Genomic DNA, 25,018 nt, shown 5'->3' with positions numbered 1-25,018 from the left:
GATTTAGTCGCTCGTGTCGGGTTTTGAAACCGTTTTCTTCAACTCTGCGACATCAGCGAACAGGCGCTTGAGACGACGCAGGTTTTTGTAGATATCCATCTGGCTGTCCATTTTGATCCCGGGATAGCCCAGCATCACCCGACCCGCCGGTACATTGGAAAGCAGTTTGGTCCCACCTCCGGTGATCACATTGTCGCCGATAAAGATGTTGTCACCGACTCCGGTTTGACCGGCCAAAACCACGTTATCGCCCACGGTAACCGACCCTGCCAACCCAGTCATTCCACAAAGCAGGCAATCAGCGCCGATCACGCAGTTATGGCCAATATGAACGATGTTATCGATCTTGGTGCGATCACCGATCACCGTGTCGCGGATCGTACCGCGATCAATCGTGCTGTTGGCCCCAACTTCGACATCATTGCCCATGCGAACCGATCCGAGGCTGTGAATGCGCTCATAGGATTGCGCCGTGATATCACCCTGATCCCCCAGGGTTTGGCGGGCTTTTTCCACGCCTGAGACATCCGGGGTGACATAGGCAAATCCATCCGCCCCGATGACGGCACCGGGCTGACAGATAAAGCGGTCCCCGATCATGACACGCGCACCGATCCGCACGCCTTCGCGCAGGAAACCTTGTTGACCGATGACCGTGTCGGTCCCCACAAAACATTGCGGGCCGATCACGGTGCCATCACCGACCTGGGCCCCGGCACCGATAACAGCCAGTGGGCCGACAGACACGCCCTCGCCCAAAGAAGCGCTCTCATCGACCACCGCAGACGGGTGCACGCCCTTGGCCCAGCCCTGTCCCGGATCCATCAACTGGGTCAGTCCTGCCATCACATAGCGCGGACGCGGCGCCACAATCGCCGCCTCCAACCCCAGAGCCTGCCAATCGGCACCGTCCCATAGCATGGCGGCGCGGGCGGCCCCTTGTGGCAGGGCTTCGGCGTATTCAGGCTTCATCGCCAGCGCCAGATCACCGGGGGTCGCATCGCCCGGCTCGGCCGCTCCGGTGATCTCGATATCAACGGTGCCAAAAGCCTGTGCCCCAAGCGCCGTCGCAATCTGCTGAACTGTAAATGCCATCTCAGACCTCCCAAAGCGATTCGCGGACACCTTGACCTGTTCTTTGTCACGAAACCCGTGGACCACCAATATGTCACTCAGCGTTTTGCCCCACCGTCCGGGGTGCCAGGCAAAACGCTTTGGTTTGGAAGATGATTTAGCCCTGAACGCCGGCCAGCGAAACCCCTGCTTTGGACAGGGCGTTCCAAATCACGTTGTCCCGTCCATAGACATCACGACGATACTGTGCCTTGCCCTGCGGAGTGGTGAAAGCCGTGCGATAGATGATATGGACCGGGATCGGCCGTTCCAGCATCACCTTGGTCTCACTGCCAGTGCGCAGTTTGGAGTGGAACAAACCCTCGGGATCATCCGACTGATCAGCCAGGAGCGCATAAGCAAACTCGAACGGTTGTTGCAGGCGAATACAGCCATGGCTGTAGGCCCGCGTTTCGCGCAGGAACAGATTCTTGGATGGTGTGTCGTGCAGGTAGATGTTGTACTTATTGGGAAACATGAACTTCACCAACCCAAGCGCATTGCGCGATGAGGGGGGTTGTTTGATCGAGTAAGGGAAGTTCCGGGCGTTGTAGGCGCCAAAATTGATCGCCCCGCGGCTGACCGCCCGACCACGACGATCATACAGCTTCAGATGGCCTGCCGCATTGCGGTTCTTCTTCATCATCGGCAGGTATTCCTTGACAGTGATCGAGCGCGGCACATGCCAGGTCGGGTTGATCACCATGAATTCCATCTCGTCGGAAAACTCGGGCGTGCGGCGGTCGCCAACATTCTTGCCCACGACCGAGCGGGTGGTGAAAACCTGACGATCGTCCTTGATGATGCGAGCGGTGAAATCCGTAAGGTTTACCAGAATATGCCGCGTACCGCGCTCGCGGTTGAACCAGCGTTCCCGCTCCAAGGCCACCATCACCGATTTCAAACGTTCTTCGGCCGAGGTGTTGATCTCGGTCATGGTGCCCGCCCCGGCGGTACCATCCTCTTCCAGCCCATGGTTTTCCTGGAAGGTTTGCACAGCATTTTGTAGGGCTGCATCATATCTGCCACTGGCATTGCGGGTCAGATATCCCATCGCCACCAACCGGTCGCGCAGTGCCAGAACAGCGGGCCCCGTCTGGCCCGGTTCCAGGCTTTTTGCCGACACGGTCTTGCCCCAGCCGCCTTGCGCGATCAGATGCTCAAGCCGGGCCTTTTCTTTCATCAGGCGGGCATATTCATTGGTTTGCGGTGCCAGCGAGCGGAAAAACCGGCGCGGGTCGGCGTATTTTACTTCGCTCAGATACGTGGTGGGATCGCGCTCGACCACGGCGCGCTTGTTGCCCGGAACAACGTTTGCCGGCTTCAGCACCCCGGTTTGCAGATCGGATGCGAGGCGCAGGAAGGTTTTGCTCATCGCGACCTCGGCAAAGCCAAGATCGCGAGCGCTGCGCACGGCCTTGAGCTGCTCCATCAATCCTTCCGGATCATAGCGATCTGTCGGCAAGCCATGGGCCTTCGCCCCGGCAATGGCGGCAAACAGCGCCTTGCGCCGCGCCTGATCCTCCGGCGTTTGACCGGTCCAAAGACTCGCGTAAGCGTTGTCGCGATAATATCCTGCAAGGTCTCGATCATCCGATGCCGCCTCGGCGACGGCCTGTTTGAAGGCGGTCACCTGCGCGGCCACAGGTGCTGTTGTCACAATGTAAACAAGGACCACAATCGCCAAAGCGATCATTCCTCGAATCCCAGAACCCCGTGTTACTAACTGCATCGAATTCCCCTGCGTCAATCGTTATGCCCCTGTACTATCAAATATCGGAAACAGACCCATCCCCTGTCCAATCAATTTTGCATCATCGCGGCGCCCGCGCCGAAATGAAGCAGCGTTCGATGCCGCGCGTTGCACAAATGTGGCACAAAGACTCCATTTTGCGCAAAAAATCGCCGAAAACGCTTGCGAGTTTTAAATGCGACAAAAACGCCCTTTTTCAGTGATTCTTAATATGTAATAAGCATAGTGCATCGGGGGATGGGACGGCAGAGCCACTAACATGTGGCATAAACAGGTAAGCGACGGGACAGGCGCTAGTATGACATTGAGCATGACGCGACGCGGCATTTTGGGTGCTTTCGCAGCAACCACAATCACAGCCGCACCAACCTTTTCAAATGCAGCAGGTTTTCTACGCGGCGCGGGCGATATCCGACGTCTACGCATGTCATCACCACGAACCGGTGAGAAAATCGATATGATCTACTGGATCGAAGGCGACTATCTGAAAGACGGCGTACGCGAGATCGAGAATTTCATGCGTGACTGGCGTACCGACGATGTGCATCGCATCGACATCCGCACCATCGACATCATGGCAGCCGCCCACAACCTTCTGGATTCGCACGAACCCTACATGTTGCTCTCTGGCTACCGCAGCCCCAAGACCAACGCGATGCTGCGCAGTCGTGGACGTGGCGTGGCCAAGAATTCCCGCCACATGCGTGGTCAGGCCGCCGATCTGCGCCTGTCCTCCCGCTCGGTCAGCCAGATGTACCGCGCTGCCAAGGCCTGTCGCGGTGGTGGTGTCGGCAAGTATTCCGGCTCTAACTTCGTGCATATGGACTGTGGCCCGGTCCGCACCTGGGGAAGCTGATCAACGCCTCGAAAGTTCCAAAGTTCCAAAAAAACACCGGCGCGATTTGGCCGGTGTTTTTTTGTGTAGTGGCGATCCTGATATCAGGCTTCGGCCAGTTTTTTGGTCCGCGCCTCGCGCAGCTGCGCGAAATCATCACCGGCGTGATAAGACGACCGCGTCAACGGTGTGGCTGACACCATCAGGAACCCTTTGCCATAGGCCGATTTCTCATAGGCTGCGAACTCGTCCGGGTGCACGAAACGATCAACGGCATGATGCTTGGGTGTTGGCTGCAAATACTGGCCAATGGTCAGGAAATCGATATCCGCCGCGCGCATGTCATCCATCACCTGATGCACGCCCAGCCGGTCTTCGCCAAGGCCCACCATGATACCGGACTTTGTGAACATCGAGGGGTCCAGCTCTTTCACGCGTTGTAGCAAGCGCAGCGAATGGAAGTAACGCGCGCCGGGACGCACTTTCGGATAGAGGCCCGGCACAGTTTCAAGATTGTGGTTGAACACATCCGGGCGTGCCTCGACCACCACTTCCAGGACCGACGGATCACAGTTGATGAAATCAGGCGTCAAAATCTCGATGGTCGTCTTCGGGCTGCGATGTCGTATCGCGCGGATCGTCTGGGCGAAATGTTCGGCCCCGCCATCGGCAATATCGTCACGATCTACCGAGGTGACAACAACGTGGTTCAATCCCAGTTTGGCCACAGCATCGGCAACGCGGCCCGGCTCGAACGCGTCCAGATCCTCGGGCGGCTTGCCGGTGGCGATGTTGCAGAAGGTGCAAGCCCGCGTGCAGACCTCGCCCATGATCATCATGGTGGCGTGGCCCTGGCCCCAACACTCACCGACGTTCGGGCACCCTGCCTCTTCGCAGACCGTGGTCAGTTTATGCTCGCGCATGATCTTGTTGGTATCGGCATACCCCTTGCCACCGGGGGCCTTTACGCGAATCCAACTGGGTTTCTTTGGCTGCGGATTTGACGGGCGATGCGCCTTCTCAGGATGGCGCTGCTCGGGTATTTTGAGGTCTCGCACGAATTATTCCCCGCGAATGGTTTGGTAACACCTCTTACCTATAGTTCATAGCGGTGGGGAGTTCCAGTTCACGAAGTCAGCCTAGCGCCCGGCTTCTAACGTTAAAAAGTGCCACCGCGTTTCAAGGTTGTCTGGTGTTTAAGGCCCGTGCTCTTTCGGGGGCACGGGCTTCTTTTTCAAGCTGGAAGCGGCAGATCAGCCCGGGCCTGTGCCAGCAATCGTGATCCCACGGCACCCAACAGATCAGTCAGCTCGGAAAACCAGCTTTCATCATTGCTGCTAACGCGTCGCACCAACCCGATCTGACGGCATGGTTCGGGGGCGGCAAAGCGCATCACGCGCATGTCGGGCGCCGCCCGCAACTCGGTCGGGGCGGCCAACTCGGGGATCAGCGTCAGCCCGAAACCCGCAGCCACAAGTCTTGATAAAGTAGGCAGGGACGAAGCACCCATATCGATCTGGGCATGGCTACGCGCGCGTCCGCACAGCTCCAACGCCTGATCGGTCAGACAGTGACCATCCTCCAGTAGCAACACCGGCGCTCGCCCCAACCCGTTGGGGCGCAATGTTTCGGCCCGCGCCCCCAGATCGGCCAGACGCGCCGCACTGCCCGCCAGCATGAAACGATCCTCGAACAGCCCTGCCCCGACCAAGCCATCGACGGCGACGGGCAACGCCATCACCGCCGCATCCAGATGACCCGAGAGCAGCAGCGGAATCAGCCGGTCGGTCTTGGCTTCCTGAACATGCACATCCAACGAGATGTCATCGCTGCGCAACGCTTCCAGCACATCAGGCAGAATGTAAGGCGCAATCGTCGGAATCACTCCAAGGTTCAAGCGCCCCGACAACCCGCCATGCCAACGCGCCGCCTCACCGAGGGCCTGCATTTCAATCAACACTTTTTCCGCGTGATCCAGAATCATCCGCCCGAACGGAGTCAGCGCGGCATCGCGTGAGCGCCGTTCAATCAGAGGCTGGCCCAAGGTGGTCTCCATTTCGCGGATCTGCACCGACAATGCAGGCTGCGAGACGTTCACAACTTCGGCTGCGCGGCCAAAATGGCGTTGCTCCGCAAGGGCCTTGAAATACGTGAGTTGGCGAAGCGTCAAATTCATAACCAAAAACTATCGCAATCAGAAGAAACTGCAATTGGATTTTATGACCCTCGACGTATTTACTTTAGAAGAATTCCAAACTGTGCCGCTCCACTGTCGTGGACGGCCCCCCTAAACCGCGAACCCAACCCCATGGAGGATTTTATGGACGGCGATATCAAATGCCCGATGTCAGGTAAGAAACATGTCAGCAACCGTGACTGGTGGCCAAACCAGCTGAAACTGAAAATCCTGCACCAGAACGACACCAAGGGTGATCCGATGGGCGCGGGTTTCAACTATGCCGAGGCGTTTAAATCCCTTGATCTCAAGGCGCTGAAAGAAGACCTTTACGCTCTGATGACCGACAGTCAGGACTGGTGGCCTGCGGATTACGGCCATTACGGTGGTTTGTTCATCCGCATGGCATGGCACGCCGCAGGCACTTACCGCACCGGTGATGGCCGTGGCGGCGCGGGCACCGGGCAGCAACGGTTTGCCCCGCTCAACAGCTGGCCCGACAATGGCAACCTCGACAAGGCGCGCCGCCTGCTTTGGCCAATCAAACAGAAATACGGCAACAAGATTTCCTGGGCCGACCTGCTGATTCTGGCGGGCAACTGCGCCATCGAATCGATGGGCGGGCGCACCTTTGGCTTTGGCGGTGGTCGCGCCGATGTGTGGGAACCGGAAGAAGATGTTTACTGGGGCTCCGAACAGGAATGGCTGGCCACCAGCGACAAGCCCGACAGCAGGTATTCGGGCGATCGTGATCTGGAAAGCCCGCTGGCCGCCGTGCAGATGGGCCTGATCTACGTCAACCCCGAAGGCCCCGATGGCAATCCTGACCCGTTGGCCTCGGCCAAGGACATCCGCGAAACCTTTGGCCGGATGGCAATGAATGACGAAGAAACCGTGGCCCTGACCGCGGGTGGGCACACATTTGGCAAGGCCCATGGCGCAGGTGATGCCGCCCATGTCGGCGTTGAGCCTGAGGGCGGAAACCTTGAAGCAATGGGCTTTGGCTGGCTTTCGACCTTCAAGTCCGGCAAGGGCGGCGACGCGATCACGTCGGGCATCGAAGGTCCGTGGACGCCCAACCCGATCCAGTGGGACAATGGCTATTTCGATGTGCTGTTTGGCTATGACTGGGAACTGACCAAATCCCCCGCCGGGGCGCATCAGTGGACGCCTGTGAACCCGAAAGAGGAAGATATGGCTCCTGATGCCGCAGACGCCTCGAAGAAAGTGCCTCTGATGATGACCACCGCGGATATGGCAATGAAGATGGACCCGATTTACGGACCAATCTCCAAGCGTTTCCACGAAAACCCCGAAGAGTTTGCCGAGGCTTTCGCCCGCGCCTGGTTCAAGCTGACCCACCGCGACATGGGTCCCAAGGCCCTTTATCTGGGCGACGAAGTGCCGGAGGAAGACCTGATCTGGCAAGACCCGATCCCTGCAGCCAAGCATGATCCAATCGGTGAGGCCGAAATCGCGGCCCTGAAAGACGCGATCAAGGCCACCGATCTGTCCGTATCCGAAATGGTCAGCACCGCCTGGGCCTCGGCCTCGACTTTCAGAGGCTCGGACAAACGGGGCGGTGCCAATGGCGCACGCATCCGTCTGGCCCCGCAAAAGGATTGGGAAGTCAACGAACCTGCCAAGCTGGCCAAGGTGCTGAGCGCATTGGAAGGTGTACAATCGTCCTTTGGCAAACCGGTTTCGCTGGCCGATCTGATCGTGCTGGCCGGGAATGTGGGTGTCGAGGAGGCCGCAGCCGCAGCCGGTCACCCCGTCACGGTGCCGTTTGCGCCGGGCCGCACCGATGCAAGCCAGGATCAGACCGACGCGGACAGCTTTGCCCCGATGGAGCCGCAAATGGATGGTTTCCGTAACTATGCCAAGGCCAAGTATACCGTTCCGGCCGAGCATATGTTGGTGGATCGTGCGCAATTGCTGACCCTGACAGCGCCGGAAATGACCGTGCTCGTGGGTGGCCTGCGGGTGTTGGGTGCAAATCATGGCGGAACATCGCATGGCGTTCTGACCGACCGGGTTGGCACACTAAGCACGGATTTCTTCGTGAACCTGCTGGATATGGCGACAGAGTGGTCTTCAACCAGCGCGGATCAGGACCTGTTTGAAGGGCGTGATCGGGCTTCGGGAGCGGTCAAATGGACCGGAACGCGGGCCGACTTGGTCTTTGGCTCAAACGCACAATTGCGGGCCTTGGCCGAGGTTTATGCGCAGGCCGATAACGGTGCAAAATTCGTCGCCGATTTCGTCGCCGCGTGGACCAAGGTGATGAACGCAGATCGTTTCGATCTTGCTTGATCGCTCTTTAGAATAACAAGAAAGGCCCGGGGTGATCCTCGGGCCTTTTTTATTGTTAACCGATCATCCCACCGGCATCACCCAAATCGTCGTAATGTCGTTTCAGCCGTTGCAACGCGATGCGCAGAACAATCTTGCCGGATCGCGCGGACCATCCCATCCGCTTTTCAATCCGCTCAAGCCCTTCAAGATAGCAACAACAGCGCAGCGCCACATCCCCCAATCCCGGGCCGAGATTGCGCAAGGCTCCGGTTACCCGTTGGCGGGCTGCACTGCCCGTTTCACCGGGCGTTCCACCACTCTCGGAACTGACCCCTCCGGTCAGAAACTGATCCCAGTTCTGGGTCACGCGCGGCCCCATCTGGGCCAGCTCGAAATCCTCTCGAAGACGCTCGCCCGCGCGCACCAATTCGTCGGGCAAAAACGGTTGCCCATCGCGATCCTTGCGCCGGGCCAGCCCGACCAAAGGGGTCTCGCTCACCGAATACCGTTTGCGCCGCGTTGGTCTTGGTGCAGCATGACCATGGTCCGCTTCAAACGGGCTCTGCGCTTCGGCAAATCCCATCTCATCCTCGTCGGCATCCGCCAGAAGGTGATTGAGCGCCTCACGACCGGCCCGGGTGATGCGATAACGGGTCACACGGCCCGATTTACCGCATTGGATCCACCCCTTGAGGGCCATCGCCTCGGCCACTTCTTTGTCGACAATACCAATGCGGGTCGGCTCTTTGCCCTCCGCCTCGCGCACAATCACGGCCTTGTCCATCGCCGGAGCGACAACAAGGATCGAGCCGGTCTCGGACAAGCGGCGCAAGGCGCGTCGCCCATCCTGTTTAAGACGGTTTTCGGACAGGGTGTTCTTGGTCGTTATCCGGGTCCGTAATGCAGTCATCCTTATCTCCTTCTTCGGAGAACCGGGGGCCTTCAGCGGAGGAACATGTTGTCCAAGTCGCTTGAGAGCATCATCGACAAGCGGGTCCTCGCGTCGGGATTCAAAACTGCGGATTTGCCGAAGCACGGTAGAGGCATGACAGCCCGCGTCCCGGGCAAGCGCCCTGATCGAGACACCTTTTTCTGTATGCGCTAGATAGCGCATCGCTGTCCGGGGTACCCAACCGGGGATATGATCAATACTGCACGTCACGCTGCGTCTTCTCTTCGAATTCTGGTGTCAGTTCCGCATTTGTCCACAGCTGCACGGCATTTTCCCACAGAGTTATCCACAAAACGCACTCAACCTATCCGAGCAAACCTTACCGGTTCGTTAATTGTTTCCACAATCACAACAATTGTAACCAAAAGGTAAACAACGCCGCACCCCATCGCACGCTGCAATGCAGGTCCGCGCAACACCACCTGAAGTTGTGCCATCAAACCGCATGAACACCGGGAGACATCACATGAATCACATCCTCACGATGCTGGACACATTGCGCCGCCCCCGCCTGCTTATTCAGGCCGCCCGGATCGGCGCAGCAGAGTATCGGCGCAGCATTCATCTGCGCCGACATCTGGGCGCCGGGCGATTGCCGCGCTCGGGCGAAGCATTGATGCAGCTTATGGAGATCGAGGCAGATATGGACCAGCGTCGCAAATCGGGCGATGCGACCTATTCAGCCACCGATCATGTGGATATTCTGATTGTGATGCTGGGCGAAGCACGCTTACTGCGTGTCGCCCATCCATCATCCAAACCTATGTAAACGCGTCCGGCATCGACGCCTTTTTCTGCGCCACATAGGCTGCCAACGCCTCGGCAATCGCCGGATCCATCGCAGGTTTCTGGTAGGTGTCCAGCATCTGCTTCATCTTGGCATTGGCCAGGGTCATGGTATCGCGCTCGCCCTCTTCTGCCCATTGCTCGAACGGCTTGTAATCCAGCAGGTTCGAGCGCCAGAATGCCGATTTGAAATTGGCCTGGGTATGGGCGCAGCCGAGGTAATGACCGCCTGGGCCCACCTCGCGGATGGCATCCATCGCCTGGCCGTTTTCATCCATCTCAACGCCCTTGGCGAGGTGGTGCAACGTGCCCAGCTGATCCGCGTCCATCACGAATTTCTCAAAGGACGACACCAGCCCCCCTTCCAGCCAGCCGCAGGAATGTAGCATGAAGTTCACACCGGCCAGCAGGCCCATGTTCAGGCTGTTCGAGGTTTCATAGGCGGCCTGCGCATCGGGCAGTTTCGAGCCATTGAACGACCCGGCCGAGCGATAGGGCAGCCCCAGACGCCGCGCGATCTGACCGGCCCCATAGGTAATGTGCGCCGCCTCGGGGGTGCCAAAGGTGGGCGCGCCCGAGTTCATATCGATCGAGGTCACGAATGCCCCCATGATCACCGGTGCCCCGGCACGGCACAGCTGGTTATAGGCAATGCCGGCCAGAACCTCGGCCATCACCTGAGTCAGCGTGCCCGCGACCGATACCGGTGCCATGGCCCCGCCAACGATGAAGGGAGAGACGATACAAGCCTGATTGTTCTGCGCGTAAATCTCCATCGCGCCCATCATCACGTCGTCGAAGGTCATCGGCGAATTGATGTTGATCAGCGAGGTCATCACCGTGTTTTCCTGCACGAAATCCTCGCCGAACAGAATCTCGCACATCTCTACACTGTCTTGGGCACGGCTGGGTTCGGTGACCGACCCCATGAACGGCTTGTCGCTCAGCGTCATATGGGCCAGCAGCATGTCAAGGTGACGCTTGTTCACCGGCACATCGGTGGGTTCACAAACCGTGCCGCCCGAATGGTGCAGCCATTTCGACATATAGCCCAGCTTCACGAATTTTTCGAAGTCATCCATCGTGGCGTAACGACGGCCACCATCCATATCGCGCACGAAAGGAGGGCCATAGACCGGGGCCAGAACCAGATTCTTGCCGCCAATCACCACGTTACGTTCGGGATTGCGGGCATGTTGCGTGAAGCTGCTCGGGGCCGTCTTGATCAGCTCGCGGGCAAGTCCTTTAGGAATGCGAACGCGTTCTCCATCCACATCGGCACCGGCGGCGCGCCAGCGTTCCAGCGCGGCGGGGTTATCGACGAAATTCACCCCAATCTCTTCCAGCACCTGCTCGGCATTGGCCTCGATGATATCCAGCGCCTCTTCGGTGAGGATCTCGAAGTTGGGGATGTTGCGTTCGATGTATTTCGCGGTCTCGATGCTGACGGCGGTGCGTTCCGCCCGGCGGGCTGCGCCGCCTCCACCCCGTCCACGTCTGCGTGCTGCTGCTTCGGCCATCTTGTCGTACCCTTGCAAGAAAATCATGCACCCCCTCTGGGCGCGTTCCTCAATGACGGTATCGCAAGGCCCGAAGACATCAGGTGAAAATAGCGGCCTATAAAGGGAAAAAGCGACATTCTGCACCATACCCGACAAAAAGCGACATCGCGACCGCCACTATTCTGGTGCGTGCCGGGTGTACCGCTCTTGCACATGCTCCATCCCCGGCCTAGTAGGTTTTCATGAGCCAAACATCCCATGACCGCCTTCTCATCATCGACTTCGGCAGCCAGGTCACCCAGCTGATCGCCCGCCGCCTGCGCGAGTTGAATGTCTATTGCGAAATCCACCCTTATCAGAATGTCACCGACGCATTTCTGAGTAATTTCGCGCCCAAAGCCATCATCTTTTCCGGCGGCCCCGACAGTGTCGTGCGCGAGGGCAGCCCGCGCCCACCCGCAAGTGCCTTTACGGCTGGCGTGCCGATCCTTGGTATCTGTTACGGCCAACAAGTGATGATGCAGGAACTGGGCGGCAAGGTCGAGGGTGGCAAGATTTCAGGCGGCGGCGGGACAGCCGAGTTTGGCCGCGCGTATGTCACCCCGACCGTGCAACATCTGGACCTGCTGGAGGGATGGTTTGCCGACGACAATGACCGCGAACAGGTCTGGATGAGTCATGGCGATCATGTCAGCAAGCTGGCCCCGGGCTTTGAGGTCTTTGGTACCTCACCCAACGCGCCTTATGCGATCACAGCCGATCCTGCGCGCCGGTTCTATGCGGTTCAATTTCATCCCGAAGTGCACCACACGCCCAATGGCGCCAAACTGTATGAAAACTTCGTGCGTCTGGCCGGTTTCACGGGCGACTGGACCATGGGCGCCTACCGCGAAGAGGCCATTCGCAAGATCCGCGAGCGGGTTGGCGACAAGCAGGTGATCTGTGGCCTGTCGGGGGGCGTTGATTCTTCGGTTGCCGCCGTCCTCATTCACGAGGCGATTGGCGATCAGCTAACCTGTGTGTTTGTCGATCACGGGCTGTTGCGGCAGGATGAGGCAACCGAAGTCCTCACCATGTTCCGGGACAATTACAACATCCCGCTGATCCATGCCGATGAATCCGAGCTGTTCCTGGGCGAGTTGGACGGGCAGTCTGATCCCGAAACCAAGCGAAAGATCATCGGGCGGCTGTTCATTGATGTGTTCCAGAAACATGCCAACACGATTGAGGGGGCCGAGTTCCTCGCCCAAGGCACGCTTTACCCGGATGTGATCGAATCGGTCAGCTTTTCGGGCGGCCCGTCGGTCACCATCAAATCGCACCACAACGTCGGTGGCCTGCCCGAAAAGATGGGCCTGAAACTGGTCGAGCCGCTGCGTGAGTTGTTCAAGGATGAAGTGCGCGCCTTAGGGCGCGAATTAGGCCTGCCAGACAGTTTCATCGGGCGTCATCCTTTCCCCGGCCCCGGCCTTGCGATTCGCTGCCCCGGTGAAATCACCCGTGAAAAGCTGGAAATTCTGCGCAAGGCAGACGCGGTCTATATCGACCAGATTCGCAAGCACGGGCTTTACGACGAGATCTGGCAGGCGTTCTGCGCGATCCTGCCCGTACGTACCGTGGGCGTAATGGGCGACGGGCGGACCTATGATTTTGCCTGTGCGCTGCGCGCCGTGACATCGGTGGATGGCATGACGGCGGATTATTATCCGTTCAGCCACGAATTCCTGGGCGAAACCGCAACACGCATCATCAACGAGGTGCCGGGCATCAATCGCGTGACTTACGACATCACCTCTAAACCCCCCGGCACCATCGAGTGGGAGTGATCGGCCAACAGGCCCAACCAACGCAGGGTGCTGCCTTGCGCGCCGCCCTTTGGATGACCGGCGCGATTGCCTCCTTTTCGCTTATGGCCGTGGCCGGGCGGTCAGTGAGTTTTGAACTGGATACGTTCGAGATCATGCTGTTCCGCAGCATCGTCGGATTTCTTATCGTGCTGATCGTTGCCGGGATCACGGGAACACACCGCCAGATCACCACCCGCAATATGGGTCTGCAGACAGCGCGCAACATTTCGCATTTTGCCGGGCAGAACCTTTGGTTTTTCGCCCTGACGGCGATTCCCCTCGCGCAGGTCTTTGCGCTTGAATTCACGTCCCCCCTCTGGGTCCTTGTTCTGTCGCCCCTGTTGCTGGGGGAGAAGTTAACCCGCATCCGTGCGCTGGCCGCGATCCTGGGGTTTATCGGCATTCTGATTGTTGCCCGCCCCAGCCCGGAGACCATCAATGTAGGGACCATGACCGCCGCGTTGGCCGCGGTCGGCTTTGCCTTCTCGATCATCTTCACCAAGCGGCTGACCCGCACCGAAAGCCTGACTTGCATCCTGTTCTGGATGACCGCTCTGCAATGTGTCTTTGGCGTACTCTGCGCGGGGTTCGATGGTGACATCGCCCTGCCCTCCTCCGCGTCGATACCATGGCTGGTTGTGATCGGCTGCTGCGGCTTGCTGGCGCATTTCTGTCTGACAACCGCCTTGTCGATCGCCCCCGCGACGGTTGTGATTCCAATTGATTTTGCCCGCCTGCCGGTGATCGCCGTGGTGGGCTTGTTGCTCTATTCCGAGCCGATTGACGTTGCCGTCATCCTGGGTGCGGTGGTGATTTTTGGCGCAAATTATATTAATATCTGGGCCGAAACCCGCCACAATCACTGATTTGCCACATATCTGTTGCAAAACTGCGTCGGTCCGGAGCGCGTTTCATGACGTGGCGTCTGTTACGTGGCGTCAAAGTTTGACCGATTCAACTTTGTAGATAGTGTCTCTTGCAACGCTCAGGAGGAGGAGTAGGGACAATGAAGAACATCGTAAAGGTAGCCTGCGCGCTCAGCGTGGCGGCGACGGCTGCACACGCAGGCGGAATTCAACGCAGCGGTGACAAATCGCAAATCCTGTTTGAAGAAGGCGAGAACTACGTTGAATTCTCGTTTTCGACAGTCAGCCCAAACGTGAGCGGCTCTGTCGCCGGTGGGGCGGTTCAATCCGGCAATATCCAAAAGAGCTACGAGGGTTTTGAACTGGGTTGGAAACGTCAGGTCAATGACCAACTGAGCTTTGCAATCTATTCGCAGGAAACTGTGGGCGCAGATGTCAGCTATGTCGCCGGCACCCCCTATCCTTTCTCTGGCTCAAATGCTCAGGTGGAATCACTCGCCGTCACTGGTTTGGTGAAATATGATTTCACACCACGAATCAGCGCCTACGGTGGTTTGCGTCTTCAATCGCTCAAAGGGAATGTGAACATCGTGACGGCAGGCTTGCCTCTGCCTCCCAACTACTCTTTGTCCGTGAACGAAGATTACCAGGCGGGCTACGTACTTGGCGCGGCCTACCAGATCCCTGATATCGCGATGAAGTTTGCCGTGACCTACGAGTCCGAAATCGAGCACAGTTTCCGTGACAACACTGGCACCCCGTTTGACGTGACAATCCCGCAAGCCGTCACAATCCATGCGCAGAGCGGCATTGCCAAAGATACTCTTATCTTCGGCTCGGCGCGCTGGCAGGAGTGGACAAAGTTTGAGATTCGCCCATCCGACTTTCTCGGGGGGGCGGTGCCGATTGCGAGCGAACCTTCAGACACCTGGACCTTCGAGGTGGGCGTCGGTCGCCGCTTTACCGAAAACTGGTCCGGCGCTCTGACTCTCGGTTATGAAGAAGATCGAAACGACACGGTCGGCAACCTGTCGGGCAAGGACGGCTTCACCAGCTTCGGTGTCGCTGCGAAATACGAGACCGAAAGCTGGGAAATCACAGCTGGAATCAAGTATTTTGACATCGGTTCGACCGCTACAACCATCGGCGCGAATTTCTCGGATAACGATGCGATTGCCGCTGGTGTGAAGGTTGGTTTCCGCTTCTAAGTAAACCTCTCATTGACAAACACCAAAAACCCCGCCCTTCACTCAGGCGGGGTTTTTTGATGCGTGATGCCTTTGGATTTGACCCGCCCGCGCTGGCTTTGTACCACGGGCCACCAAAGGACACCGAGTGATGATCTATAAGACCCCGCAAGACTTGCAGAACGCCCCCAATAAACGTGTGCTGTTTTATGGCATGTCAGGCTTGGGCAAGACCCATATCTCGAACCTGTTGCGCGATACGGGCAGTTGGTTTCACTATTCCATAGATTACCGGATCGGAACGCGCTACTTGGGCGAACACATCACCGACAATGCCAAGGCCGAGGCGATGAAGGTGCCGTTTCTGCGCGATCTGTTGCGCAGCGACTCGATCTATATCGGTTCGAACATCACGTTCAACAATCTCTCGCCGGTCTCGACCTGGCTGGGCAAGCCCGGCGATCCTGCCAAGGGCGGCCTGCCGATCGAGGAGTACCGCAAACGTCAGGAACAGTTCCGCGCGGCCGAGATATCGGCCCTGCGCGACACAGGCTATTTCATCGAGCGGGCCGAAGCCCTTTACGGCTATCCGAATTTCGTCTGCGACACCGGTGGCTCAATTTGTGAGTGGGTCGATGGCAATGACCCCGATGACGCGCTTTTGAACGAACTGGCCAGCCACTGCCTGCTGGTCTGGATCAAAGGCGATGAGGCTCATACCAAGGAACTGATCCGTCGCTTTGACAAGGCACCCAAACCTATGGCGTATCAGCCGGAATTCCTGCTTAAGGCATGGCAAGATTATACCAAGGAAAACAATGTCTCGGATGGCGATGTTAATCCTGACAGCTTTATCCGCTGGACGTATGCGCGAGCATTGGAACACCGCCAGCCGCGCTACCAGGCGATGGAAAACTGGGGCGTCTCGGTGACCGCCGATGAAATTGCAGCCGTCAAATCAGCAGACCAGTTTGACATGTTGATCTCCGACGCCCTTGCACGTCGGGCCTGATCAACTATCTCTGCACAACCTCTTTGAAAGCAATCCTATGCCGATCAAGATTCCCTCAGACCTCCCCGCCTATGACGTGCTGACGCGCGAAGGCGTGATGGTGATGTCCGAGGATCAGGCCGCGCGGCAGGATATCCGCCCCTTGCGCATTGCGTTGCTCAATCTGATGCCCAAGAAGATCCAGACCGAGAACCAGTTTGCCCGGCTGATCGGGGCCACGCCCTTGCAGATCGACTTCTCGCTGATCCGCATGTCCGAACACCGCACCAAGAACACGGCGGCGGAACATATGGCCAGCTTTTACCGCCCCTTTTCCGAGGTTGAGGCATCGGGCGAGAAATTCGATGGGCTGGTGATCACCGGTGCCCCGATTGAACATCTCGATTTTGACGCCGTCACCTATTGGGATGAATTGTGCCGCGTCTTTGACTGGACGCAGACCCATGTGCATTCCACATTTGGCGTGTGCTGGGGCGGGATGGGCATGATCAACCATTTCCATGGCGTGAAGAAACACATGCTGAACGCCAAAGCCTTCGGCTGTTTTCGACACCGCAATATGGCCCCTGCCTCGCCCTATCTGCGGGGGTTTTCGGATGATTGCGTCATTCCGGTCAGCCGCTGGACCGAAATGCGCCAGTCCGAGATTGACGCTGCCCCCGGCCTGACCACCCTTCTGGCCAGCGACGAGGTCGGGCCCTGCCTGGTGGAGGATGCGGCGCATAACGCGCTCTATATTTTCAACCATCTGGAATATGACAGCGACACGCTGAAACAGGAATATGACCGTGATGTGGAGGCAGGCACGCCCATCAACGTGCCCTGCAACTATTATCCCGGTGATGATCCCAGCCTTGATCCGCAGAATCGCTGGCGCAGCCACGCGCATCTGCTTTATGGCAACTGGATCAACCAGATATATCAGACGACCCCATTCGATCTGCATGCCGTTGGCCGTTAAGTTTTTGATATTCCTGATCGCCCTCGCGTGTTTCTGGGCCTGGGTGATGCACCGCGCGGGTCAACACGAAGCTGCCGCCGAGGCAGAATTTGCTCCGCAGGGACAGTTGTTGACCGTGAATGGCACTCAGGTCCACACGCAGGTTTTCGGGCCACAGGATGGCTCGGTGCCTGACGTGGTTCTGCTACACGGATCAGGCGGCAACCTGCGCGACATGACGCTGGATCTGGCCCCTGCCCTTGCCTCGGATTACCGCGTTATCCTGCTGGATCGTCCCGGCCATGGGTTCACCGATCGGATCAACACCACCGGGGCAACGCTGCAAGAGCAGGCCCATCTTCTGGCCGCTGCCGCACGGCAATTGGGGGCCGACAAACCCATCGTTCTGGGTCACAGTTTCGGTGGGGCTGTGGCGCTGGCCTGGGCCGTACATGAACCAGACAGCCTGTCAGCACTGGTCCCGCTCGCGGCTGCCTCACACCCATGGGACACGGGCTTGCCTTTCTTTTACAAGGTCACATCCCACCCGCTTCTGGCCCCTGTCGTGAACCCTTTGCTGGCGTCCTTTGTTCCCGACACACGGGTTGAGAGCGGAGTGGCCAGCGTCTTTGCACCCAATCCGGTACCGCAGGGGTATCTACACCATTTCGGGGCCGCCCTGACATTGCGCAGAGATGCCTTGCGCGCCAATGCCCTGCAACGGCGCAACCTGCTTGGTCAAATCAAAGCGATGGTGCCGCTTTATGATCAGATCGCTGTCCCAACCGAGATCGTCCATGGCGCAGACGATATCACCGTCGGGGTGGCCATCCATTCCGAGCCTCTGGCCAAGGCCATTCCCGATGCTGTGCTGACCCCATTGCCCGGCGTGGGCCATATGCCCCAGCACGCCGCGCAGGATGAGGTGATCGCCGCCATCCACCGCGCCGCCGCCCGCGCCGGATTGCGCCCAGGGCCGTAAACCCCCATATTGGCTGAAAAAAGGAGAGGCTCATGGAGCTGCCATTTGACGGCGCGATCAGCACGTATTTTGACAATGACGCCCCCGATGCGATCCGCAATGCCATCAGGCGCTCGGAAAAAGGCGATATCCTGTCATCCGATTATCCGCATTCCGAACGGATGCCCCGCAAGGCCTACGAGCAAGACCTGCTGGGATTGCAGATCGAACTGGTCAAACTTCAGGCTTGGGCGAAAGAGACCAGCGCACGGATTGCCATCGTGTTTGAGGGTCGGGACGCCGCCGGAAAAGGTGGCACAATCAAAAGGTTCCGCGAGAATCTTAATCCTCGGGGCGCACGGGTTGTAGCGCTCTCCAAGCCTTCGGACGTGGAAAGGACTCAATGGTACTTTCAACGCTATATTGACCACCTGCCCGCCGGGGGCGAGATCGTGTTCTATGACCGTTCATGGTACAATCGCGGCGTGGTCGAGAAGGTTTTTGATTTCTGCACTGATGAACAGCGCGAACATTTCTTTGCCCAAACCCCCGATTTCGAGAAGATGCTGGTCGAGGAGGGCATACACCTGTTCAAGTTCTGGCTGAATGTCGGGCGCGCAGAGCAACTGCGCCGTTTCATGAAGCGCGAGGCGGACCCGTTGAAACAATGGAAGCTTAGCTGGATCGACGTGGAAGGCCTGAAAAGATGGGACGCCTACACCGCTGCCATCGGCGAGACGCTGACGCGTACCCACACCGATCATGCCCCCTGGACCGTGATCCGCTCGGACGACAAGCGCCGCGCCCGTCTGGCCGCTTTGCGCCGGGTGCTCGACAGCATTGACTATGCCCGCAAAGACCCCAAGGCACTGGGACAGATAGATACCAAAGTCTCCGGCGGGCCCGAGATCTGGGATGCCTAAACGAGGCTATCACCACGGCAATCTCCGGCAAGCGCTGGTTGAGGCCGCGCTCAGCCTGATCGAGGCGAAGGGCCCGACCGGGTTTACCCTGTCCGAGGCGGCCAAACAAGCCGGGGTCACCCCCGCAGCGGTATATCGGCATTTCGAGGGCCGCGAAGACCTGATTGCCGAAGCCGCGCGGCAAGGCTATGAGATTTTCGCCGATGTGATGCAATACGCCTATGACAAGGGACAGCCCTCGGCTCTGGCATCTTTTGAGGCCACAGGGCGCGCCTATCTAGCCTTTGCCCGCAAATATCCCGGCCATTACATCGCGATGTTCGAGAGCGGGATTTCGGTTAACCGTACGCCTGAACTGGCCGCAATTTCAGGCCGGGCGCGGGATGTTCTGGAACGCGCCGCGACCGAGCTGAGTCAGCATATCCCCGCCGCGAAACGGCCACCGGCTTCGATGTTTTCCGCCCATATCTGGGCCCTCAGCCACGGCGTGGTCGAACTGTTCGCGCGAAACTCACCCGGCACCGTGTCCCCATTCTCGCCCGAGGATCTGCTGGAGAGCGGTATCGGGGTCTACTTGCGTGGACTTGGATTGGTTCCCCCCGACGAATGACGATGACAGCGATCCTCTGCGCCCTGTTTTTTCTGGGGTATCTTCTTCTGCGCAGCAATGGTCAGGCGTTGGCCTTTCTGGCGATTGGCGCAGGCTATCAGGCGCTGACCTATGTGCTGCCCGCGCCGGACGGCACCGAGGTTCAGTTTGACACCTTCCTTCTGGTCTGCCTGTTTTCGGTGGCTGGCTACATCGCTTGGCGGATGAGCCGGAAATATCTGGAAGGCGGGCTGTTTGCCAGACACCGCATTGGCATCTTTGCCGGGGTGGCGACCAATACAGGTATCGCTGTGTTTATCCTTTGGCAAACCGGGACACTGACGTTCTCAAGCTAAGCCCCAACAAAAAAGGGCCGCCCAATCGGGCAGCCCTTTCGCAAATCTGATAAAGCAGCTTAACGCTTGGAGAACTGGAAGCTCCGACGTGCCTTGCGCTTACCGTATTTCTTACGTTCCACCACGCGGCTGTCGCGGGTCAGGAAGCCAGCGGCTTTCAATGCGCCACGCAGCGACGGATCATAAAGCTGCAGGGCTTTCGAGATGCCGTGCTTGACCGCTCCGGCCTGACCGGACAGGCCACCGCCTTTGACCGTGGCCATCACGTCAAACTGATCGGCAACACCGGCCACTTCGAACGGCTGACGCAGGATCATCTGCAGCACGGGGCGCGCGAAATACTTGGTGTAGTCGATGTAGTTGCCCTTGGCGTCGCGTACCAGAACCTTGCCCGATCCGGGCTTGATCCAGACACGGGCAACCGCGTCTTTGCGCTTGCCAGTGGCATATGAACGCCCCAGTTCATCGCGCTGAGGTTCACGCTCGATCGCGGCGTCAACAACGGGGGCGTCTGTGGCGCCTTCGGCAACCGCTTCCAGCCCTTCGAGGGATTTGATTTCTTCGGTCATGACTGTGCCACCCGGGTGTTTTTCTTGTTCATGGATTTCACATCCAGCACTTCGGGGCTTTGCGCCTCGTGCGGATGCTCGCCGCCTGCATAAACGCGCAGGTTGGTCATTTGGCGACGGCTCAGGCGGTTGCCAGGCAGCATGCGCTTGACCGCTTGGGTCACAACACGCTCGGGGTGCTCCCCTTCCAGGATCTGGCCGGTAGTGCGCGATTTGATGCCGCCCGGATGGCCGGTGTGCCAGTAGTTCGGCTTTTCACGCTTGTTGCCGGTCAACTGAACTTTGTCAGCGTTGATGACAATCACGTTGTCGCCCATGTCCATGTGAGGCGTGAAGCTGGCTTTGTGCTTGCCACGCAGGCGGGTGGCGACAATCGACGCCAGACGTCCCAGAACGATGCCTTCGGCGTCGATCAGGATCCATTTCTTGTCGATATCTGCCGGTGTTGCAGAATAGGTTTTCATTTCGTATCCCCTTGGGGTGTCATTTGATCGCTGCGTTCTATCTGATCGGGGCGTACAGTCAAGAGCCGCGAAGTCTTATTATACTATGGTTTTCAATGTGTTATAAAATAGGTATTATTTTACCCCATATTTTCTCATAGATCCACGCTCTCTGGTGGGCGGGCCAGCATATCTGACAGTTTCTGCAACGCTTGTTCGTATCGCGCCGGTTTCATATTCGCATTAAGACCAAGCCGAACGGCATGCGGGGCAGCGCCATCAGGCAAAGCAAACTCATCGGCAGCCTTGATGCGTATCCCTTCGATCTCGCAGGCCCGCGCGAAGCTTGACCCGCGCCAACCCTGCGGCAGTTTCAGCCACACGAACGGCACATCCTGACGCCAGCTGACATCCCATTGCCCAAGCCTGTTGACCGCCAACCTGACCTGTTCGGCCACGCGCTGCTCAACCTGATGTCGAATACGCTCGGCCTCACCTGATCGCATCAGCTCGGCGCAGACATCAAGGATCGGCTGCGGCATGCCATAGAATGTGCTCTGCGCCACTTGCCGGGCCATTTCGGCCTGCCCTTTGGGAGCCACCGCAAAACCGAACCGCAGGGACGCCGAGACCGACTTGGTCAGGGATGAGATGAACCACGCCCGTTCCGCACATATCCCGCGATAGGCCGGTTCCTCTGGTCGGGTGATGCAATGGCAATCATCCTCGATGATCTGCAGGTTGTACTTCCGGGCAAGGGCAACAATCTGTTGCTTGCGCGCCAGCGTGGTACGGTTGGTGGTCGGGCTGTGCACTTCGGCCGAGGTCAAAAGCACCTGGCCGCCATGTCGGCGCAACGCCTCTTCCAACCGGTCCGGGCGCATGCCCTCGTCGTCCATTTCAACCCCGATCAACTGTGCCCGCAACAGCCGCGCCGCGTGGCGTACGCCGGGATAGGCAAGTTGTTCGGTCAGGATCACCGGGTTCGCCCCGTGCAACACTGTCTGCAACGCCATGATCACCGTATTCTGTGCACCCAGCCCCATCACCACATCATCAGATGTGATACGCCCTAATCTGTCCGGCCCGATCCAATCGGTCGTCGCCTCACGCGCCGGACGCTTGGTGTAGGTGTTGGGGTAGTCGATGTAGTCATGCGGGCCGCCCCTGCTGAGATCGCCCATGATCGCCCGGATCACAGCATCCTGCCCGACATCCGGCACACGCACCGCACGGAAATCAATCGCATTGGGCTGTACGGTGTTGAGTAGCTGATCGGGAACCGAAAACCCCTGCGGGTTCTGACCCGCCACGAACGTTCCCCGGCCTACGCCGGTGTCCACCAAACCCTCATCCGCCGCCAGTTTATAGGCACGCGCCACGGTGCCCGGCGTGATGCCAAGCTCCCAGGCCAGTTCGCGCACAGGGGGCAACTTGTGCCCAGGTGACAGCGCTCCGGAGCGAACTGCTCCGCGCAGAGATTGTACCAACACAATGTACTTAGGGTCGGAGGCATTGGCGAAAGTTGGCGGCCAAATTGTATCAGTCACAATGTTTTCCTAGCAGAGTGAAAGAAGGATTGTTACAAAAATCACAGCTATCATGCGAATTGTATCAAAACAAGGAAAGGATTGTACCAATACATAGCTTGACACAAACCGACCACATGGCCCTTGCGCAGCTGTCCACCAGCCGCACCCTGCCTGTCGCGTCGCGTTGGGCGGTGCAGGTGGCTTATCTGATCCTTGTCTGGACAAATCGCAGCCGCACACGTGCGCATCTGCGGCGCCTTGATGACGCGATGCTCAGCGATATTGGCCTCTCGCGGGATGAGGCGCATCGCGAATACCTCAAATGGTTCTGGAGGCCGTAACGTCCCCGTTTGGGCCTCTTCCTACTGGGCCGGAGCATCCCTCCGGCCCTTTTTTGTTCGCAGCTCGCCAATTGCCCCCTTATTCCTGGCCCATGACCTATCCCCTTCACACATCCCGCCTGACCTTGCGACCGTTCAAGGCCATCGACCTGCCCGCTTTTGCCAAACTGCATGCCGATGCCCACTCCATGGTCGATTACGGTGTCACGCTGACCGAGGCTGAAAGCATGGCCAAGCTCTCTAACTATCTGGACACAACACAGCGGGATGGAATCGGGCGGCTGCATGTCTCGGACCCGGATGGATTTGTCGGGTATGTGGATGTGATGGCGCATGATGCCTCCCACCCGGTTGGTGCGCATTTTGAAATCGGCTGGCGATTGCTGCGCCGCGCCTGGGGCAAAGGCTATGCGAGCGAAGCTGCCTCCAGCGCCTTGAAAGATGCGTTTCAGCGGTTGGGCGTTGACCGGATTCTCGCCTACACCGCCCCCAATAACGCATTGTCGCGCGCGGTGATGGCGCGGCTGCATCTTCACCGACACCCCGAGTTGGACTTCGATCTCGTTGATCCCATAGTCGGGCGCTGGTCAGGTCAGGTCTGGGTTGCCGAGGCCGCGGACTGGGCAGGCGGGATGGAATAGGTCAGGCTGGCGCGCGCGACCGGGGCAGCTTGGCCTTCCGAGTAGACAAGCACATCACCAACAGCCAGAACGCGACCCAATTTCAACAGCTTGCACTCTGCTATTAAGTCTTTTCCAGCCATGGGCTTGCGCATGAAATCAATGCTGCAATTGGTGGTCACCGCCAGTGCTTCGCGGCCCACCATCGCCATTACCGCCAGATAGACCGACACATCGGCCAGCGCAAAAATAGACGGACCCGAGACCGTGTTCCCCGGGCGCAAATGCCGCTCTTCGACATTCAAGCGGGTGCGTACATACATTTCAGCCAACTCTTCGATGGAAAAATCACCCTGTACCTGTGGAAACACCTCGTCCAGATAGGCCATCAATTCGCCCGCGGTGAATTGCAACGCCATACTTCCCTCCCTGTCCCGACTTTCGTAAGAAGGACACAACCGCATGGGAGAGACAAGATGCCAATTCTGGAACGTGCCGATACCGGTGCAATTGCCCGCCTGACGCTGAACGCGCCTGAAAAACTGAACGCGCTCAGCGATGCGATGCTAGCGGCCCTGCAAAGCGAATTTGATCTGCTGGCCACGCAATCGCATATCCGCGTGGTCGTCCTGGCCGGGGCTGGCAAGGCGTTTTGTGCCGGGCACGACCTCAAAGAAATGACAGCGGGAAGGCAGGCCGAAGATGGCGGCAAGGCCTACTTTGCCGACCTCTTCACCCGCTGTGCGCGGGTGATGACCGCCATTCGCGCCCTGCCCCAGCCGGTGATTGCACAGCCCCACGGCATCGCGACCGCAGCGGGCTGTCAACTGGTCGCATCCTGCGATCTGGCCGTGGCGGCCGAGGGCACGCGTTTCGGCGTCAACGGAGTCAATATCGGGCTTTTCTGCTCAACCCCGATGGTGGCCTTGTCCCGGAATATCCCTCGCAAACAGGCGTTTGAGATGCTGACCACGGGAGAATTCATCGAGACAGGTCGCGCACTGGAACTGGGCCTAATCAACCGCGCCGTACCCCATGATCAGTTGGAAGCCGCCACCAACGAACTGGCCGAAACTCTGGCTGCGAAGCTTGGAACCGCTGTCAAGATTGGCAAACAAGCTTTCTACAACCAGTTGGAAATGTCGCTGGACGCGGCCTATGACTATACCCGCGACGTGATGGTCGAAAACATGCTGGATCGCGACACCGAAGAGGGCATCAACGCCTTCATCGAAAAGCGCCCGCCAGAGTGGACTCAATAGCTTTTTAAGCAAAGTGTTTCCAAATCCGCGCCATTCAATTTCCAGAACGGGCGTTTTTCCGGGCGCGGTGCTGCTGTAGACCTAGGTGATCTGGGGATAACGGCTGGAGCTGTATGCGCGTTTGGGCTGCTTGCATTTTGCTGTGGGTATCTTCT

General features: G+C 58.5%; 25 protein-coding genes. 15 read left to right on the top strand and 10 right to left on the bottom strand.

Annotated elements, in window-relative coordinates:
• Nucleotides 1–3: 3 nt before the first annotated feature.
• Both lpxD and V6N02_RS03010 read right to left on the bottom strand, forming a co-directional pair.
• A complete protein-coding gene (gene lpxD, locus V6N02_RS03015; RefSeq protein WP_371224005.1) occupies nucleotides 4–1,095 on the bottom strand; it encodes a UDP-3-O-(3-hydroxymyristoyl)glucosamine N-acyltransferase in 1,092 nt (363 codons plus the stop codon).
• A gap of 136 nt (nucleotides 1,096–1,231) precedes the next feature.
• Nucleotides 1,232–2,845: a L,D-transpeptidase family protein gene (locus V6N02_RS03010; RefSeq protein WP_478013478.1), complete on the bottom strand. Its 1,614-nt coding sequence runs from the start codon at nucleotides 2,843–2,845 to the stop codon at nucleotides 1,232–1,234.
• 331 nt (nucleotides 2,846–3,176) lie between these two features.
• Here V6N02_RS03010 and mepK point away from each other — a divergent pair, with 331 nt between their 5' ends.
• Nucleotides 3,177–3,722 (top strand): peptidoglycan L,D-endopeptidase MepK, encoded by a 546-nt coding sequence (gene mepK / locus V6N02_RS03005; RefSeq protein WP_371224560.1) that lies wholly within the window; start codon nucleotides 3,177–3,179, stop codon nucleotides 3,720–3,722.
• A gap of 83 nt (nucleotides 3,723–3,805) precedes the next feature.
• Here mepK and lipA read toward each other — a convergent pair whose 3' ends face one another.
• A complete protein-coding gene (gene lipA, locus V6N02_RS03000; RefSeq protein ID WP_371224003.1) occupies nucleotides 3,806–4,759 on the bottom strand; it encodes a lipoyl synthase in 954 nt (317 codons plus the stop codon).
• Nucleotides 4,760–4,935: 176 nt separating this feature from the next.
• Nucleotides 4,936–5,877 carry a hydrogen peroxide-inducible genes activator gene (locus V6N02_RS02995; RefSeq protein WP_371224002.1) on the bottom strand — a complete coding sequence of 314 codons (942 nt, stop codon included), beginning with the start codon at nucleotides 5,875–5,877 and terminating at the stop codon, nucleotides 4,936–4,938.
• 144 nt (nucleotides 5,878–6,021) lie between these two features.
• Here V6N02_RS02995 and katG point away from each other — a divergent pair, with 144 nt between their 5' ends.
• On the top strand, nucleotides 6,022–8,193 hold the full coding sequence (gene katG, locus V6N02_RS02990; protein ID WP_371224001.1) for a catalase/peroxidase HPI: 2,172 nt from the start codon (nucleotides 6,022–6,024) through the stop codon (nucleotides 8,191–8,193).
• Nucleotides 8,194–8,248: 55 nt separating this feature from the next.
• Here katG and V6N02_RS02985 read toward each other — a convergent pair whose 3' ends face one another.
• The gene (locus V6N02_RS02985) at nucleotides 8,249–9,085 is read right to left on the bottom strand and encodes a DUF6456 domain-containing protein (protein ID WP_371224000.1); all 837 of its coding nucleotides are present in this window, start codon (nucleotides 9,083–9,085) and stop codon (nucleotides 8,249–8,251) included.
• A 508-nt stretch (nucleotides 9,086–9,593) separates the two neighbouring features.
• On the opposite strand from V6N02_RS02985, the gene V6N02_RS02980 reads away from it, so the two are divergent.
• Entirely contained in the window at nucleotides 9,594–9,896 is a 303-nt protein-coding gene (locus V6N02_RS02980) for a DUF6477 family protein (RefSeq protein ID WP_371223999.1), read from the top strand.
• Here V6N02_RS02980 and V6N02_RS02975 read toward each other — a convergent pair.
• Nucleotides 9,889–11,433 carry a trimethylamine methyltransferase family protein gene (locus tag V6N02_RS02975; RefSeq protein ID WP_371224559.1) on the bottom strand — a complete coding sequence of 515 codons (1,545 nt, stop codon included), beginning with the start codon at nucleotides 11,431–11,433 and terminating at the stop codon, nucleotides 9,889–9,891. The genes V6N02_RS02980 and V6N02_RS02975 overlap by 8 nt on opposite strands.
• Nucleotides 11,434–11,657: 224 nt before the next feature.
• Here V6N02_RS02975 and guaA point away from each other — a divergent pair, with 224 nt between their 5' ends.
• From guaA to V6N02_RS02930, 9 genes are all read left to right on the top strand, one after another.
• Nucleotides 11,658–13,241 carry a glutamine-hydrolyzing GMP synthase gene (gene guaA, locus V6N02_RS02970; protein ID WP_371223998.1) on the top strand — a complete coding sequence of 528 codons (1,584 nt, stop codon included), beginning with the start codon at nucleotides 11,658–11,660 and terminating at the stop codon, nucleotides 13,239–13,241.
• Nucleotides 13,242–13,276: 35 nt separating this feature from the next.
• Nucleotides 13,277–14,128: a DMT family transporter gene (locus V6N02_RS02965; RefSeq protein ID WP_371223997.1), complete on the top strand. Its 852-nt coding sequence runs from the start codon at nucleotides 13,277–13,279 to the stop codon at nucleotides 14,126–14,128.
• Between the two features lie 140 nt (nucleotides 14,129–14,268).
• Nucleotides 14,269–15,336, top strand: coding sequence for an outer membrane protein transport protein (locus V6N02_RS02960; RefSeq protein WP_371223996.1), 1,068 nt, complete (start codon nucleotides 14,269–14,271; stop codon nucleotides 15,334–15,336).
• Between the two features lie 130 nt (nucleotides 15,337–15,466).
• The gene (locus V6N02_RS02955) at nucleotides 15,467–16,327 is read left to right on the top strand and encodes an ATPase (RefSeq protein ID WP_371223995.1); all 861 of its coding nucleotides are present in this window, start codon (nucleotides 15,467–15,469) and stop codon (nucleotides 16,325–16,327) included.
• A 37-nt stretch (nucleotides 16,328–16,364) separates the two neighbouring features.
• Nucleotides 16,365–17,288, top strand: a complete 924-nt coding sequence (metA, locus tag V6N02_RS02950) for a homoserine O-acetyltransferase MetA (protein ID WP_371223994.1) — start codon at nucleotides 16,365–16,367, stop codon at nucleotides 17,286–17,288.
• Nucleotides 17,272–18,249: an alpha/beta fold hydrolase gene (locus V6N02_RS02945; protein WP_371223993.1), complete on the top strand. Its 978-nt coding sequence runs from the start codon at nucleotides 17,272–17,274 to the stop codon at nucleotides 18,247–18,249. The genes metA and V6N02_RS02945 overlap by 17 nt, the downstream gene beginning before the upstream one ends.
• 32 nt (nucleotides 18,250–18,281) lie before the next feature.
• The gene (gene ppk2 / locus V6N02_RS02940; RefSeq protein WP_371223992.1) at nucleotides 18,282–19,151 is read left to right on the top strand and encodes a polyphosphate kinase 2; all 870 of its coding nucleotides are present in this window, start codon (nucleotides 18,282–18,284) and stop codon (nucleotides 19,149–19,151) included.
• On the top strand, nucleotides 19,144–19,761 hold the full coding sequence (locus V6N02_RS02935) for a TetR/AcrR family transcriptional regulator (protein WP_371223991.1): 618 nt from the start codon (nucleotides 19,144–19,146) through the stop codon (nucleotides 19,759–19,761). The genes ppk2 and V6N02_RS02935 overlap by 8 nt, the downstream gene beginning before the upstream one ends.
• 2 nt (nucleotides 19,762–19,763) lie before the next feature.
• On the top strand, nucleotides 19,764–20,096 hold the full coding sequence (locus V6N02_RS02930; RefSeq protein ID WP_371223990.1) for a hypothetical protein: 333 nt from the start codon (nucleotides 19,764–19,766) through the stop codon (nucleotides 20,094–20,096).
• Between the two features lie 59 nt (nucleotides 20,097–20,155).
• Here V6N02_RS02930 and rpsI read toward each other — a convergent pair whose 3' ends face one another.
• From rpsI to V6N02_RS02915, 3 genes are all read right to left on the bottom strand, one after another.
• Nucleotides 20,156–20,665: a 30S ribosomal protein S9 gene (rpsI, locus tag V6N02_RS02925; protein WP_371223989.1), complete on the bottom strand. Its 510-nt coding sequence runs from the start codon at nucleotides 20,663–20,665 to the stop codon at nucleotides 20,156–20,158.
• Entirely contained in the window at nucleotides 20,662–21,129 is a 468-nt protein-coding gene (gene rplM, locus V6N02_RS02920; protein WP_371223988.1) for a 50S ribosomal protein L13, read from the bottom strand. Before rplM ends, rpsI begins: the two co-directional genes overlap by 4 nt.
• Nucleotides 21,130–21,263: 134 nt before the next feature.
• Nucleotides 21,264–22,601, bottom strand: coding sequence for an aminotransferase-like domain-containing protein (locus V6N02_RS02915; protein ID WP_371224558.1), 1,338 nt, complete (start codon nucleotides 22,599–22,601; stop codon nucleotides 21,264–21,266).
• Between the two features lie 173 nt (nucleotides 22,602–22,774).
• Between V6N02_RS02915 and V6N02_RS02910 the strand changes: the two genes are divergently transcribed.
• Together V6N02_RS02910 and V6N02_RS02905 are read left to right on the top strand one after the other, a co-directional pair.
• Nucleotides 22,775–22,981 carry a DUF1127 domain-containing protein gene (locus V6N02_RS02910; RefSeq protein ID WP_371223987.1) on the top strand — a complete coding sequence of 69 codons (207 nt, stop codon included), beginning with the start codon at nucleotides 22,775–22,777 and terminating at the stop codon, nucleotides 22,979–22,981.
• 92 nt (nucleotides 22,982–23,073) lie between these two features.
• Nucleotides 23,074–23,622: a GNAT family N-acetyltransferase gene (locus V6N02_RS02905; protein WP_371223986.1), complete on the top strand. Its 549-nt coding sequence runs from the start codon at nucleotides 23,074–23,076 to the stop codon at nucleotides 23,620–23,622.
• Here the strand turns inward: V6N02_RS02905 and V6N02_RS02900 are convergent.
• Nucleotides 23,574–24,020 (bottom strand): PaaI family thioesterase, encoded by a 447-nt coding sequence (locus V6N02_RS02900; protein WP_371223985.1) that lies wholly within the window; start codon nucleotides 24,018–24,020, stop codon nucleotides 23,574–23,576. The two genes, V6N02_RS02905 and V6N02_RS02900, sit on opposite strands and share 49 nt — an antisense overlap.
• 57 nt (nucleotides 24,021–24,077) lie before the next feature.
• Here V6N02_RS02900 and V6N02_RS02895 point away from each other — a divergent pair, with 57 nt between their 5' ends.
• Nucleotides 24,078–24,863, top strand: a complete 786-nt coding sequence (locus tag V6N02_RS02895) for an enoyl-CoA hydratase (protein ID WP_371223984.1) — start codon at nucleotides 24,078–24,080, stop codon at nucleotides 24,861–24,863.
• Nucleotides 24,864–25,018 lie beyond the last annotated feature (155 nt).

Origin of the sequence: Roseovarius conchicola (assembly GCF_041403425.1) — a bacterium.
GTDB lineage: Bacteria > Pseudomonadota > Alphaproteobacteria > Rhodobacterales > Rhodobacteraceae > Roseovarius > Roseovarius conchicola.
The sequence above is the reverse complement of the archived record's forward strand: the minus strand, read 5'-3'. Positions and strand labels throughout refer to the sequence as shown.

Bases quoted from the DNA above. Each gene is read 5' to 3' on its own strand.
- lpxD (WP_371224005.1), bottom strand. From the start codon at position 1,095: ATGGCATTTACAGTTCAGCAGATTGCGACGGCGCTTGGGGCACAGGCT.
- V6N02_RS03010 (WP_478013478.1), bottom strand. From the start codon at position 2,845: ATGCAGTTAGTAACACGGGGTTCTGGGATTCGAGGAATGATCGCTTTG.
- mepK (WP_371224560.1), top strand. From the start codon at position 3,177: ATGACGCGACGCGGCATTTTGGGTGCTTTCGCAGCAACCACAATCACA.
- V6N02_RS02995 (WP_371224002.1), bottom strand. From the start codon at position 5,877: ATGAATTTGACGCTTCGCCAACTCACGTATTTCAAGGCCCTTGCGGAG.
- katG (WP_371224001.1), top strand. From the start codon at position 6,022: ATGGACGGCGATATCAAATGCCCGATGTCAGGTAAGAAACATGTCAGC.
- V6N02_RS02985 (WP_371224000.1), bottom strand. From the start codon at position 9,085: ATGACTGCATTACGGACCCGGATAACGACCAAGAACACCCTGTCCGAA.
- V6N02_RS02980 (WP_371223999.1), top strand. From the start codon at position 9,594: ATGAATCACATCCTCACGATGCTGGACACATTGCGCCGCCCCCGCCTG.
- V6N02_RS02975 (WP_371224559.1), bottom strand. From the start codon at position 11,433: ATGGCCGAAGCAGCAGCACGCAGACGTGGACGGGGTGGAGGCGGCGCA.
- guaA (WP_371223998.1), top strand. From the start codon at position 11,658: ATGAGCCAAACATCCCATGACCGCCTTCTCATCATCGACTTCGGCAGC.
- V6N02_RS02960 (WP_371223996.1), top strand. From the start codon at position 14,269: ATGAAGAACATCGTAAAGGTAGCCTGCGCGCTCAGCGTGGCGGCGACG.
- V6N02_RS02955 (WP_371223995.1), top strand. From the start codon at position 15,467: ATGATCTATAAGACCCCGCAAGACTTGCAGAACGCCCCCAATAAACGT.
- metA (WP_371223994.1), top strand. From the start codon at position 16,365: ATGCCGATCAAGATTCCCTCAGACCTCCCCGCCTATGACGTGCTGACG.
- V6N02_RS02945 (WP_371223993.1), top strand. From the start codon at position 17,272: ATGCCGTTGGCCGTTAAGTTTTTGATATTCCTGATCGCCCTCGCGTGT.
- ppk2 (WP_371223992.1), top strand. From the start codon at position 18,282: ATGGAGCTGCCATTTGACGGCGCGATCAGCACGTATTTTGACAATGAC.
- V6N02_RS02935 (WP_371223991.1), top strand. From the start codon at position 19,144: ATGCCTAAACGAGGCTATCACCACGGCAATCTCCGGCAAGCGCTGGTT.
- V6N02_RS02930 (WP_371223990.1), top strand. From the start codon at position 19,764: ATGACAGCGATCCTCTGCGCCCTGTTTTTTCTGGGGTATCTTCTTCTG.
- rpsI (WP_371223989.1), bottom strand. From the start codon at position 20,665: ATGACCGAAGAAATCAAATCCCTCGAAGGGCTGGAAGCGGTTGCCGAA.
- rplM (WP_371223988.1), bottom strand. From the start codon at position 21,129: ATGAAAACCTATTCTGCAACACCGGCAGATATCGACAAGAAATGGATC.
- V6N02_RS02910 (WP_371223987.1), top strand. From the start codon at position 22,775: ATGGCCCTTGCGCAGCTGTCCACCAGCCGCACCCTGCCTGTCGCGTCG.
- V6N02_RS02905 (WP_371223986.1), top strand. From the start codon at position 23,074: ATGACCTATCCCCTTCACACATCCCGCCTGACCTTGCGACCGTTCAAG.
- V6N02_RS02900 (WP_371223985.1), bottom strand. From the start codon at position 24,020: ATGGCGTTGCAATTCACCGCGGGCGAATTGATGGCCTATCTGGACGAG.
- V6N02_RS02895 (WP_371223984.1), top strand. From the start codon at position 24,078: ATGCCAATTCTGGAACGTGCCGATACCGGTGCAATTGCCCGCCTGACG.